This window comes from uncultured Comamonas sp. (genome assembly GCF_964277875.1).
Classification (GTDB): Bacteria; Pseudomonadota; Gammaproteobacteria; order Burkholderiales; family Burkholderiaceae_C; genus Comamonas; species Comamonas sediminis.
Map to the genome: position 1 here is coordinate 25,091 of NZ_CAXYJV010000039.1, position 11,660 is coordinate 36,750.

Consider the following 11,660-nt stretch of genomic DNA (forward strand, 5'->3'; position numbering starts at 1 on the left):
CTTGCAACAATCAAGGGCATTGACACAAGCCATCCCCAAGCGGGCCGCAGTGTTTGATACTCTTTCATGTTTTGCTGCGCACACGCCAGCCCTTGATTGATTCGCAGATGCCCTGCATCTGCCCCCATGAATGCGATAGGAGTTCTATGTCTGCCGTCCACCAACATGCCAAAGTACTGATTCTGGGCTCGGGCCCTGCGGGCTATACGGCCGCCATCTATGCGGCACGCGCCAACCTCGACCCCGTCCTGATCACCGGCATGGCCCAGGGCGGCCAGTTGACGACCACGACCGAAGTGGACAACTGGCCCGCCGACGTGATGGGCGTGCAGGGCCCCGCGTTGATGCAGCGCTTCCTGGAGCACGCAGAGCGCTTCAAGACCCAGATCATCTTCGACCACATCGACAAGGTGGATTTCAGCAAGCGCCCCTTCACACTGACCGGCGGCAGCGGCACCTACACCTGCGACAGCCTGATCATCGCCACCGGCGCATCGGCCAAGTACCTGGGTCTGCCCACCGAAGAGGCCTTCATGGGCCGTGGCGTGTCGGCCTGCGCCACCTGTGACGGCTTCTTCTACCGCGAGCAGCCGGTCTGTGTGATCGGCGGTGGCAACACGGCCGTCGAAGAGGCGCTGTACCTGTCCAACATCGCCAGCAAGGTCACCCTGGTGCACCGCCGCGACAAGTTCAAGGCCGAGCCCATCCTGGTCGACAAGCTGATGGAGAAGGTCCAGGAAGGCAAGATCGAGCTCAAGACCCACTTCACCCTCGATGAAGTGCTGGGCGACCAGTCGGGCGTCAACGGCATCCGCATCAAGAGCACGCAAGACGGCCACACCGAAGACATCGCGCTGCAAGGCTGCTTCATCGCCATTGGCCACCACCCCAATACCGATATCTTCCAAGGCCAGCTGGAGATGGAAAACGGCTACCTGGTGACCCAGATGGGCCGTGGCGGCTTCGCCACACAAACCAGCGTGCCCGGCATCTTTGCTGCCGGCGACGTGCAAGACCATGTCTACCGCCAAGCCATTACCAGCGCGGGTACAGGCTGCATGGCCGCGCTCGATGCGCAGCGCTTCCTGGAACAGGAATAAGCCGACCAGCGATGGGGATAGCCCGAATTTTGCTTTCGGGCTATAATCCTTGGCTTTGCTGCTTGCCGCCTTTTGCTATTTCGCAATCCCCGGCGCGTGAACAGGAAACTACGGCAGGTTGATCCAGGGTCTTGCACCGCGGGCAGACCTGCTGTGAACATGGGCTACCGCCACCCTTTGATTGGCGAGGTGAGGCTGCAAGCCGCGCTGCCTTTGACGAGGCAGACAGGGCAAGCAGCTGTTAAAACTTTCGGAGTGTCCTGATGGCACGCGTTTGCGAAGTAACGGGCAAGAAGCCCATGGTGGGAAACAACGTTTCCCACGCCAACAACAAAACCAAGCGCCGGTTCCTGCCGAACCTGCAATATCGCCGTTTCTGGGTGGAAACTGAAAACCGCTGGGTTCGCCTGCGTGTTTCCAGCGCCGCTCTGCGTCTGATCGACAAGAACGGTATTGATTCTGTGCTCGCAGACCTGCGCGCACGTGGCCAAGCTTAAGGAGTATCACCATGGCATCCAAAGGCGGACGCGAAAAAATCAAGCTGGAATCGACTGCCGGCACCGGTCACTTCTACACGACCACCAAGAACAAGAAGACAATGCCTGAAAAGATGTTGATCACGAAGTTCGATCCCAAGGCTCGCAAGCATGTGGATTACAAGGAAGTGAAGCTGAAGTAATCAGCCTGTACGCCGCCATTCATAGGGCGGCATGCAAACACCACAAAGGACACCTCGGTGTCCTTTGTGTTTTTCTGGGTCCCGCATCAGGCCCTGGGCGGCAGGCCCAGCTGCGCATGCATCATGCGCCCCAGGCTTCGGTAGGCCTCGTCCACGACATCGGTAAACGGCATGCCGCAGCTCAGGCGCAGAAAGTGGTCATAGTGACCGGTATTGCTGAACATGTCGCCAGGCGCCACGCGGATGCCGATGGCCAGCGCCTCGTCATAGAGGCGGCTGGACGAGATTTGCTCGGGCAGCTCCAGCCAGATGCTCAGGCCGCCGGCCGGCAGGCTCAGGCGCGTGCCAATCGGGAAATAGCGCGCAACCGCCTGCGCAGCGGCCTGGCGCTGCACGCGCAGCTGCTGGCGCAGGCGCACCAGGTGCCGCATGTACGACGGCGAGCCCACGGTGCGCGCACCCAGCAGCTGGGGCCAGACCGGCAGGTTGCGTGAGCGCGCGAACTTGATCATCTGCACGCGCTCCTGCCAGCGCCCGGCATTCATCCAGCCCAGGCGCAGGCCCGGCGCATAGCTTTTGGACAGCGAGGAGCAATAGATCACCGAGCCGTCGGTGTCCCAGGCCTTGCAAGGCTTGAGCACGTCGTCGGATTCGACAAATTCGCGGTAGATATCGTCCTCGATCAGGGCCACCCGGTACTCGCGGCACAAGGCCACCAGGCGTTTTTTGTGGCTGTCGGGCATCGTCGCGCCCTGGGGCATCTGCAAGTGGGGCACCACCACGACGGCCTTGAGGTTGGGATGGGTGCGCAGCGCCAGCTCCAGCGCCTCGATCGACATGCCGGTATGCGGGCTCGACGGGATCTCCAGCGCCTGCAGCTTCTTGGCTTCGATCGCCTGCAGGATGCCGTAGAAGGTGGGTGACTCAATCGCCACCATGTCGCCCGGCTGGGTCAGCGCATCCAGCGCCAGGTTCACCGCCTCGGAATTGCCAAAGGTGGCCGCAATGTCCATCGGCGCCAGGCGCACGCCGAACCCCAGCGCATAGCGCGCCATCGAGGCCTGAAAATCCGGATGGGTGAACGGCGCAGAAGGCCCGTGCACGAGGATCTGGGGTTGCTCGCGCAGCAAGGCCACGGCCAGCTGGTTGAGCAGCTTGGCATCAAAAAGCTCGGGCGCCGGCATCGCGCTGCCCAGGTCCACCTTCAGCGGCCCCTTGAGGCGCGCCTTGTTCAGGTACTCGGCCGCGCGCTCGCCGATGCCTTCAAAGCGGTGGTCCTGCATCGGGAAGGGGCCCAGCTGCTGGGGCTCGCGCGCGGCAGGCATCTGCAAGGCCGTATCGCTGACGAAATAGCCCACGCGGGGCCGCGCCTCGATCAGCCCGCGCGATTCGAGCACGCGCAGCACCTGCAGCGCGGTGCTGTGGCTTACGTGGTGCTGGCGCCGGATATCGCGCACCGAGGGCATGCGTGCGCCTACGCCCAAGGTCTGCTGGGCAATGGCCTGCTCAAAATGCGCTGCGATGCGCTCGTACAGAAACGCATCGTCGGCGGGCGGGCTGCCGGCCGCGTCCACAGCATGGCTTTCGGGGATCTCACACAGACTTTCTTCTAACAGCGGCACAGCAGGACTCCTGGTTCCGGAAACCTGTCCATGCCTTGTGCGCCACCGCAGTGGCAGGACCCGATTCCCCTACGCAGCGCTATGGTCTCAGGTTCAACCCTGACAGAACAGATACAGAAACTGCGATTTTGAACCAGAACAGCCGCTTTGTGCCTGCGCTGTTCTGCCCGACCCTGGCAGCGACTGTGTCTGTTGCGTTGGGCGGCGTTTTTTTACGCTAGAGCCCTGTTCTGAAACGCCCAGGAAAGCGCAACAATGACCACCAGCACCACCGCCCGCCTCGCCACGGCTCTGCCTGGCACCGCCACCACCCCGGCCCAGACCAGCGCCCCGGCTCAGCCCTGCACGCACAGCAGCAGCCTGGCCTTGCGGGCAGGCCAGGGCCAATGGCTGTATCTGGAGGCCGGCAGCAGCCTGTACTGCCGCGCCGGGCAGCTGCAGATCAGCTCGCCCTGGCACAGCGCACTGCGCTTGCAGGCGGAAGACGCCCCGCACTGCAATGGCGCGCATGCGGGCTGGTACTGGCTGCAGGCAGAAGGCCTGCAGCCCGCCCAATTGCTGGTGCAGGTGCAGGCCTATGCGGGCTGGCGCGCCGGTTGGCGCAGTGTGGCCGACTGGCTGGGCCTGCTGGGCTGGAAGGACTGACTTACTTGCGTTGCCAGACGGCGGCAAAGAAACCATCGGTCTGGTGCAGATGGGGCCACAGGCGCAGGTACAGGCTGCCGCTGTCGCCGCCGCTGCACAGGCTGGCGGCTTGCTCGACCTTCAGGCCTGCCAGCAGTTCGCCGGCATCGAGCGGCACAAAGTCCGGGTGGGCGGCAGCAAAGGCCTCGGCGATCGCCTCGTTCTCAGCGGGCAGGATGCTGCAGGTGGCATAGACCAGGCGGCCGCCGGATTTCACCATGCGGGCGCTGCTGGCCAGAATGGCGGTCTGCTTGGCCGTCAGCTCCTCGATCGCCTTGGGGCTCTGGCGCCATTTCAGATCGGGATTGCGGCGCAGGGTGCCCAGACCCGAGCAGGGGGCATCGACCAGCACGCGGTCCATCTTGCCGGCCAAGCGCTTGACCCGCTCATCGCGCTCATGCGCAATCGCAGCCGGATGCACGTTGGACAGGCCCGAGCGGGCCAGGCGCGGTTTGAGCGCCTCCAGGCGGTGGGCCGACACATCAAAGGCATAGAGACGCCCGGTGCTGCGCATCGTAGCGCCAATGGCCAGGGTCTTGCCGCCAGCGCCGGCGCAGAAGTCGGTCACCATCTCGCCGCGCTTGGCATCCAGCAACAAGGCCAGCAGCTGCGAGCCCTCGTCCTGCACTTCAACACGGCCTTTGACAAAGGCGTCCAGGCGCGACAGCGCAGGCTTGTCCGCCACGCGCAGGCCCCAGGGCGAGTACGGGGTGGGCTCGGCCTGGATGCCCGCCTGCTTGAGTTCTTTTTGCAGCTCGCTGCGCTTGGTCAACAAGGCATTGGCGCGCAGATCCAGCGGTGCCATCTCCAGCATGCTGGCGGCCAGCTGCTCGAACTGCTCACCCACCTGGGCCTGCAAAGGCTCCACCAGCCACTCGGGCAGGTTGTGGCGGTGCTGGGGCATGAGGCTGCCCGGCGCAATCGCGTCGCAGTCATCCAGCCATTGCACTTCCTGGTCGCTGAGCGCGCTTTTGACAAAGCTGCGCGGGCCGGCAAAGCCCAGAATGGCCAGGCGGCGCTCGCGCGCGCCGCTGCCCGAGCGTGCCAACGATTCAAACAGCGTTTTCTTGCGCAGCACGGTGTACACCGTTTCTGCCAGGGTGCCACGCTCGCGCGGCCCCAGGTTGCGGTGTTCACGGAAATAACGCGACACCACGGCGTCGGCCGGGTGTTCAAAAGTAAGGGCCTGCGCAACCAGCTCGGCGCAGGCATCTAAAAGGGCTTTGGGATGCATAGCCGCTATTGTCCCATTGCGCCAGTATCCGGGCACCAGGCCCGGCTTAGAAGCTGTTCTAGGTGCCGATGGGGGCAGCACCGCTGCGCGCGCCAGCAGGCTGCTCCGCACGGTCATGGACCAGGCCCCAGGGCATGGCCGCCAGCTGCCGCAGGCCTGTAGGACCCAGCGCATCGACATGGGTGATCCACAGCGGCATCAGCTTGCACAGCAGCAGCTCGCGCTCCAGGTAGCCGCGCCACTGCAGCTCCAGGCGCTTGTTGTCCTGGTAGTGCACGCCGGGCCGGTCGAGTACCAGCACCAGCGCATAGGCGCCTGCCAGGCTGCGCAGCGGCCGTGCCAGCAGCCAGGCGCGGCGCAAGCGCGGGCAGTGGTGCAGGTGGATTTGCAGCGCAGCCAGCTCGCTGGCCCACAGCGGATGCGGCAGCGTGGTGCAGGCGCGCGCGCCCAGCAGACTGCCGTGTGCCAGCCGCTCATCGCGCAAGGCCTGTAGCTGCGTGCGGGCGAGCACCTCGCGCTCGCGCCAGTCGCTGCGCAGCTGGCGCACCGAGGCCTCGTCAAAATCCTCGTCTTCGAGCACATCGAGCACGCCCATGGCCAGCCGGCACCAGGCCGCGCCCATGGCCGGCAGCTGTGCAAAGGCCTGTGCCAGGTACTGCAGTTGTGCCTCCCAGTCCATGCCCATGTGCAGGCTGGCGCAGGCGACCAGCGCGCGGGCATTTGCAGGCTCCAGCTCCAGCGCGCGCTGGTAGATGGGCAAGGGGGCATCGTGGTGCTGCAAGGCCGTGCTCTGCAGCTGCCAGCCCAGCTCCACCAGCTGGTCGGCATCGAGGTAGGGCTCGCGCGGCATCAGCGCAGCCACGCGTGCGGCCGAAGCGCTCAGGATCTTGCGGTAGGCCAGCCAGTCATGGCCATGGCGTACACACCAGCGCTGGTCGAGCAGCTCGATCCAGCGCTCCGAGCGCTTGCCCAGCCAGGCCAGGCAGTTGCTGCTGGACATCGGCGTGAGGCCGGGAGGCACATCGAGGCCCCGCAGCCGCTCGCGTAGGCTGGGGGGCGTGTCCTGGTAGCCGGCGGGCGCATGGTATTCCTGTTTCCAGCCCTGGTAGACCCAGTTGACATCCATGCGGTGGTTCATCACGCCCGCCATCAGGCTGAACGGCCCCATCGGCGAGGCCAGTTCGCGCGCGCGCAGCCAGTGCATGGTCCAGAACTGCTCGCGGAACCAGCGCCCGCGCACCGCCACTTCGGACAGCGCCTCGCCCATCAGCGGTTTGCTGACCCAGCGGGCCGCCATGCGGTCGGCCACCGCTTCGTCCTGCCGCGCCACGACAAAGCTGGCCGCCCACCAACGCGGTAGATACCAGCGCATGAAGCGTTCATTGGCCCAGCCCAGCCGCGTCATCTGGCGCGCATCGGCCAGCCGGTCATGCAGGCCTTGCAGGCGGCGGCGGGCGCGGTAGACCGCCGCCTGCAGCCATCCCTGGCGGCGGCGCAGATGGCTGTATTCCTGCGCAATCATCGCCACCAGACGGGGCCGGTCAATCGCCATCGCCAGCGGCAGGCCCAGCAGCAGGTGGTAGCGTGCCGGCAGCAGACCGCCCAGCCGCATCTGCTGCGCTATGCGCAGGCCGTAGTCCTCGGTGATCACCAGCTGGGAAATGTGCGGGCCGCGCACCTTCTGGCGGATGCGCTCCAGCGCCTCGAACAAGCGCGGGCATTCGGCAGCGGGCACGGCGATGCCCTCGGGGTCGACCCAGTCGGAACGGGTCAGGCGCAGCACACTGATCAGCAGCGCCACACCCGCGAAAAAACCAAAGATCTGCAGGCCGTAAAAGCCCTGGTAGACATAGGACAGTACTGACCAGGCCAGCAAGGCCAGGCCCAGCAGCAGACCGCCCCACACCCACAGTCCTGCCAGCAAGGCCATGCCCAGGACATGGCGGTCAAATCTGGCCGGGTCGTTCGCAGCGGCCTGCACATAGGCATCGACCCGCTGCACAAAATCGATCTGCTCCACCCCACCCTCCGAATAAGTTCTTGCCCAGCGATGCCATTCGGTCTGCTAGGCTTGTTTATTTTTCGGATTATGGAACAGCACCCTATGCCAGCACCAGCTATTTCGCCCGGGCTCTACCGCCACTACAAGGGCCGGCTCTACCAGGTCTGGCAACTGGCGCAGCACAGCGAGACACGCGAATGGCTGGTGGTCTACCAGGCCCTGTATGGCGATTACGGCTGGTGGGTGCGGCCGGCGGCCATGTTCAGCGAAGACGTGGAAGTGAACGGCCAGCGCCAGCCCCGGTTTGCGGCTTATACGCCACAGACCGAAACGCCTGACCCGATTTAACAGTGTTGGGCAGCGCTCAGCGCGCCTGCAGCAGCGCGCGCACGGCCTTGGGGTAGATCTGGTGCTCCTGCACCAGCACCCGTGCAGCCAGCAGCTCGGCCGTGTCACCCGGCAGCACGGGCACCAGGCCCTGCTCCAGGATGGGGCCGGCATCCAGATCGGCGGTGACCTGGTGCACCGAGCAACCGGCAAATTTGCAACCCGCATCAATCGCGCGCTGGTGGGTGTGCAGCCCGGCAAAGGCCGGCAGCAGCGAGGGGTGGATATTGATGAGCCGGCCGCTGTAGTGCGAGACAAAGCCAGGGGTCAGAATGCGCATGAACCCGGCCAGCACCACCAGCGAAGGCGCGTGGGCGTCGATGCACTGCACCAGTGCCGCGTCAAAGCTCTCGCGGCTGTCATAGGCCTGGTGGTCCACCACGGCGGTGGCAATGCCCTGCGCCTGGGCAAACTGCAGGCCGCCGGCCTGGGCCTTGTTGCTGATGACCGCCGCCACCCTCGCTCCCAAGGTCTCCTGCCAGCGCTCTTGCTGCGCGGTTCGCACGATGGCCGCCATGTTGGAGCCGCTGCCGGAAATCAGGATGACGATGTTTTTCATGGAGGCGGCATTATCGCAGGGCGCAGAACGTCCCGAAACACGTTGCACCGTCAAATGGCGGATAATCAAAGGCTTTACTGAATTCACAGCCACGTTTACGGGCTCGCCCGCAGTTACTCCATGAGCGCAAAAGCACCTGTCGATCCGATTCGCAAATTCCTCGAAACCGCCCGCCACCAGATTTCCGTGGGCAATCTCACCGGTGCAGCCCAAACGCTCAACGATGCGCGGCATCGCGCCCCGCGTGATCCGCGCCTGTTCATGCTTGCAGGCCTGATGGCCGAGAAGTCGGGCAACCTCCCAGGCGCATTCGATGCGATGCGGCGCAGCGAGACGCTTGCTCCTGACTGGGCGCCCGGCATTCTCGAGCAGGCGCTGCTGTATGCCCGCCACAACCGCGAGCACGAGGCCATGGCCGCGGCAGAGCGGGTGATTGCGCTGGAGCCCAATAATGCCCGCGTGATTGCCGGCGTCATCGATATCGCCCACCGCGTGGGCAATACCGAAATGGCTATCCGCCACCTGCGCCGCGTGCTGGAACTGACCCCTGAGGACCGCATCCTGCGCCGCTATCTGGCCATCGATCTGGGGGCCGTGCGCCAGTACGACGAGGCATTGGCGGTGTTTGGCCCGCTGATCGATGAAAAGCCGGACGACCACCTGGCACGCATTGGCCGCGTGCAGATGCTGCAAGCGCGTGGCACCATGCAGGACGCCTTGCCCGATACCGAAGCCTTGCTCGCCCTGCAGCCCGACGACAAGGTCTACCAGTACTACCACCAGCTGGCCCAGGGCCAGGTGCCCGCACATGTGCCGGTCGAGCTGACCACCCACATGTTCGATGACATGGCTTCGGTCTATGACATGCACATGGTGCGCCACCTGGCCTACAGCCTGCCCAAGCAGGTGGCTGACCAGCTGCTGCAGATCTACCCGAACCGCCGCTTCAACCTGCTGGACCTGGGCTGCGGCACCGGCCTGCTGGGTGCGTCGCTGGGCGCCATTGATGGCTATATCATGGGCGTCGATATGTCGGGCAAGATGCTCGAGCAAGCGGCCAAGCACAAGGTCTACTACAAGTTCCACCAGGTCAACCTGCTCGAGGCGCTGGCTGCCACACCGGCGAACACCTTCGAGGCCATCACCGCGCTGGACGTGCTGATCTATGTCGGCGACCTGCAGCAGACCCTGGCCGATGCCTACCGGGTGCTGACCCCTGGCGGCGTGCTGATCTTCTCCTGCGAGCACGGCGACGTCACCGGGCCTGATACCCAGCTGCAGCCGTTCGGCCGCTACACCCACACCCTGAGCAGCACCGTGCGCCTGGCCAAGGCGGCCGGCTTTGACCGTGTTGACACCCGCGACGTCGAACTGCGCATGGAAGCGGGCCAGGTCGTGGACGGCTTTGTGGTCACCGCCTACAAGCCCCAGGAAGCCTGATAGCCGCCTCCTGAAAGCTCGCCCAAAGAAAAAGGCCTTGTCGCACGACAAGGCCTTTTTACTGGGATGGCGAGAAGTGCCATCAAGCTGTCAACCTCGAACTCTTGGGCACATGGGCCATCAGGAACTCCATCTGGTCCGTCAGAATGCGCCGGTTGCGCAGGATGAAATCCTCCCAGAGGCTGGGCGTGTAAGGCGCATAGAGCAGCGGCATATGCGCCTGCTCGGGCGTGCGGCCAGCCTTGTGGTGGTTGCACGAGGCGCAGGCCGTCACCACATTCATCCAGGTATCGGGCCCCTTCTGGGACACCGGGATCACGTGCTCACGCGTCAGATGTTCTTCGTCGAAATGCTCGCCGCAGTAGGCGCAGATATGGCGGTCCCGGCCAAACAGCTTGCTGTTGGTGAGCGTCATGCGCATCGCAAAGGGGTCAATGCCGGGCTTGCCACGTGTGCCGATGATGCTGGCGACCTCGATGCGCGACTGCAGGCCGGTGATGGCGTTGTGGCCGCCACGGAAGCAGGCCACACTCGAGCCCGCCTCCCAGCGCACATCGCCTGCTGCGTAGTGCGTCACCGCCTCCTGCAGACTGATCCAGGATTGCGGAACGCCACTTGCCGATAACTTCAACACCTTCACAATGGGCCTCCTGCGCATTGGGAATTGAACCGAAATACCGTTGACCCGCGCGGCGCCTGGCCACGAAAAATGCCACTGCCCACGCACATGCCGCACGCAGACCCGGGCACCAAGTCATAATGGCCAATATACACTTTTATCGTGAAATTGCACACCAGCGCTCGGATCGAAAGCGCAAGCCGCTACAAAAAACAAAGCAAAGATGAAGATCTTCAGAGGACTTGACCACCCCGAGGTCACCAGGCATTGCGCGCTGACCATCGGCAATTTTGATGGGGTGCACCGGGGCCACCAGGCCATGCTGGCGCTGCTGCGCAGCGAAGCGCAGCGCCGGGGTCTGGCCAGTTGCGCACTCACCTTCGAGCCCCATCCGCGCGACTATTTTGCCCAGCTGCTGCACAAGCCCGATCTGGCGCCCGCCCGCATCTCCACGTTGCGCGACAAGCTCGACCAGTTGGCCCAATGCGGCATCGACCAGACGATTGTGCTGCCCTTCAACGCACGCCTGGCGGCGCAGGCCCCGCAGGCCTTCATCGACGATGTGCTGCTCCAGGGGCTGGGCACGGGCTACCTGCTGGTGGGCGACGACTTCCGTTTCGGCCACCAGCGCGCGGGCGACTACGCCAAGCTGGTCGACGCCGGCCGCAAGCAGGGCTTCGATGTGGCAAGAATGAACAGCTACGAGTCCGATGGCCTGCGCGTGTCCAGCACGGCGGTGCGGCATGCGCTCAGCCAGGGCGACATGCCGGCGGCGGCCAAGTTGCTGGGCTACCCCTATGCGATATCCGGCCATGTGGTGCATGGCCGCAAGCTCGGCCGCCAATTGGCCGAAAGCCGCGCGGGCGCAGGCGATGGCTTTCGCACGTTGAACCTGCGTTTTGACCATTGGAAACCGGCTGCCAGCGGCATTTTTGTCGTGCTGGTGCACGGCCTGTCGGCAGAGCCGCTGCCCGGCGTGGCCAATCTGGGCGTGCGCCCCTCGCTGGACCCCAATGACGTCAACGGTGGCCGCGTGCTGCTGGAGACCCATTGCCTGCAATGGCCCGCCGAACTGGGTGGTGACGGGGCATACGGTAAAATCATCCGAGTGGAACTCCTACACAAACTGCACGACGAGCTCAAATACGACAGTCTGGACGCCCTGACCACAGGGATTGCCAAGGACTGCGCGGATGCCCGTGCCTTCTTTCATACGGCCAGCCACGCCGAAACCCGTCGCCAGACCACACGCGACCGAATTTGACGCTGACCTGACTGCGCCGTGCCGCGCAGAAGTCAGCCGTCGCCTGCACGCCCGTGCACGTCAGACAACG

Annotated in this window: 12 protein-coding genes; 7 read left to right on the forward strand and 5 right to left on the reverse strand. The window is 64.6% G+C overall.

The window, feature by feature from the left end; translation table 11 throughout:
* The first annotated feature begins 146 nt into the window (after positions 1–146).
* The 3 genes from trxB (at position 147) to rpmG (ending at position 1,779) form a co-directional block, all read left to right on the forward strand.
* Positions 147–1,100 carry a thioredoxin-disulfide reductase gene (gene trxB / locus ACHWUQ_RS14865; protein ID WP_312529604.1) on the forward strand — a complete coding sequence of 318 codons (954 nt, stop codon included), beginning with the start codon at positions 147–149 and terminating at the stop codon, positions 1,098–1,100.
* 263 nt (positions 1,101–1,363) lie between these two features.
* A complete protein-coding gene (gene rpmB, locus ACHWUQ_RS14870; RefSeq protein ID WP_021026859.1) occupies positions 1,364–1,597 on the forward strand; it encodes a 50S ribosomal protein L28 in 234 nt (77 codons plus the stop codon).
* 11 nt (positions 1,598–1,608) lie between these two features.
* The gene (rpmG, locus tag ACHWUQ_RS14875; protein WP_021026858.1) at positions 1,609–1,779 is read left to right on the forward strand and encodes a 50S ribosomal protein L33; all 171 of its coding nucleotides are present in this window, start codon (positions 1,609–1,611) and stop codon (positions 1,777–1,779) included.
* An 86-nt stretch (positions 1,780–1,865) separates the two neighbouring features.
* Here rpmG and ACHWUQ_RS14880 read toward each other — a convergent pair whose 3' ends face one another.
* On the reverse strand, positions 1,866–3,353 hold the full coding sequence (locus ACHWUQ_RS14880; protein WP_394681640.1) for a PLP-dependent aminotransferase family protein: 1,488 nt from the start codon (positions 3,351–3,353) through the stop codon (positions 1,866–1,868).
* 303 nt (positions 3,354–3,656) lie between these two features.
* Between ACHWUQ_RS14880 and ACHWUQ_RS14885 the strand changes: the two genes are divergently transcribed.
* Positions 3,657–4,046, forward strand: a complete 390-nt coding sequence (locus ACHWUQ_RS14885) for a hypothetical protein (RefSeq protein WP_313335255.1) — start codon at positions 3,657–3,659, stop codon at positions 4,044–4,046.
* Position 4,047: 1 nt separating this feature from the next.
* On the opposite strand, the gene ACHWUQ_RS14890 is transcribed toward ACHWUQ_RS14885, so the two are convergent.
* Positions 4,048–5,319 (reverse strand): RsmB/NOP family class I SAM-dependent RNA methyltransferase, encoded by a 1,272-nt coding sequence (locus ACHWUQ_RS14890; RefSeq protein ID WP_394681594.1) that lies wholly within the window; start codon positions 5,317–5,319, stop codon positions 4,048–4,050.
* 58 nt (positions 5,320–5,377) lie between these two features.
* Positions 5,378–7,339: a hypothetical protein gene (locus tag ACHWUQ_RS14895; protein WP_394681595.1), complete on the reverse strand. Its 1,962-nt coding sequence runs from the start codon at positions 7,337–7,339 to the stop codon at positions 5,378–5,380.
* Positions 7,340–7,423: 84 nt separating this feature from the next.
* Here ACHWUQ_RS14895 and ACHWUQ_RS14900 point away from each other — a divergent pair, with 84 nt between their 5' ends.
* On the forward strand, positions 7,424–7,669 hold the full coding sequence (locus ACHWUQ_RS14900; RefSeq protein WP_312529598.1) for a DUF1653 domain-containing protein: 246 nt from the start codon (positions 7,424–7,426) through the stop codon (positions 7,667–7,669).
* Between the two features lie 16 nt (positions 7,670–7,685).
* On the opposite strand, the gene purN is transcribed toward ACHWUQ_RS14900, so the two are convergent.
* Complete coding sequence (gene purN / locus ACHWUQ_RS14905; RefSeq protein ID WP_369460532.1) at positions 7,686–8,267, reverse strand: phosphoribosylglycinamide formyltransferase; 582 nt, start codon at positions 8,265–8,267, stop codon at positions 7,686–7,688.
* Positions 8,268–8,387: 120 nt separating this feature from the next.
* Between purN and ACHWUQ_RS14910 the strand changes: the two genes are divergently transcribed.
* A complete protein-coding gene (locus ACHWUQ_RS14910) occupies positions 8,388–9,707 on the forward strand; it encodes a methyltransferase domain-containing protein (RefSeq protein WP_394681596.1) in 1,320 nt (439 codons plus the stop codon).
* 82 nt (positions 9,708–9,789) lie between these two features.
* Here ACHWUQ_RS14910 and ACHWUQ_RS14915 read toward each other — a convergent pair whose 3' ends face one another.
* Positions 9,790–10,347, reverse strand: a complete 558-nt coding sequence (locus tag ACHWUQ_RS14915; protein ID WP_239810888.1) for an HNH endonuclease — start codon at positions 10,345–10,347, stop codon at positions 9,790–9,792.
* Between the two features lie 202 nt (positions 10,348–10,549).
* Between ACHWUQ_RS14915 and ACHWUQ_RS14920 the strand changes: the two genes are divergently transcribed.
* The gene (locus ACHWUQ_RS14920) at positions 10,550–11,590 is read left to right on the forward strand and encodes a bifunctional riboflavin kinase/FAD synthetase (RefSeq protein WP_239810887.1); all 1,041 of its coding nucleotides are present in this window, start codon (positions 10,550–10,552) and stop codon (positions 11,588–11,590) included.
* The last annotated feature ends 70 nt before the right edge of the window (positions 11,591–11,660 follow it).

What these genes read in the sequence shown, in the direction of transcription:
- trxB (WP_312529604.1), top strand. Translation starts at nt 147, where the DNA reads ATGTCTGCCGTCCACCAACATGCCAAAGTACTGATTCTGGGCTCGGGC.
- rpmB (WP_021026859.1), top strand. Translation starts at nt 1,364, where the DNA reads ATGGCACGCGTTTGCGAAGTAACGGGCAAGAAGCCCATGGTGGGAAAC.
- rpmG (WP_021026858.1), top strand. Translation starts at nt 1,609, where the DNA reads ATGGCATCCAAAGGCGGACGCGAAAAAATCAAGCTGGAATCGACTGCC.
- ACHWUQ_RS14885 (WP_313335255.1), top strand. Translation starts at nt 3,657, where the DNA reads ATGACCACCAGCACCACCGCCCGCCTCGCCACGGCTCTGCCTGGCACC.
- ACHWUQ_RS14890 (WP_394681594.1), bottom strand. Translation starts at nt 5,319, where the DNA reads ATGCATCCCAAAGCCCTTTTAGATGCCTGCGCCGAGCTGGTTGCGCAG.
- ACHWUQ_RS14900 (WP_312529598.1), top strand. Translation starts at nt 7,424, where the DNA reads ATGCCAGCACCAGCTATTTCGCCCGGGCTCTACCGCCACTACAAGGGC.
- purN (WP_369460532.1), bottom strand. Translation starts at nt 8,267, where the DNA reads ATGAAAAACATCGTCATCCTGATTTCCGGCAGCGGCTCCAACATGGCG.
- ACHWUQ_RS14910 (WP_394681596.1), top strand. Translation starts at nt 8,388, where the DNA reads ATGAGCGCAAAAGCACCTGTCGATCCGATTCGCAAATTCCTCGAAACC.
- ACHWUQ_RS14920 (WP_239810887.1), top strand. Translation starts at nt 10,550, where the DNA reads ATGAAGATCTTCAGAGGACTTGACCACCCCGAGGTCACCAGGCATTGC.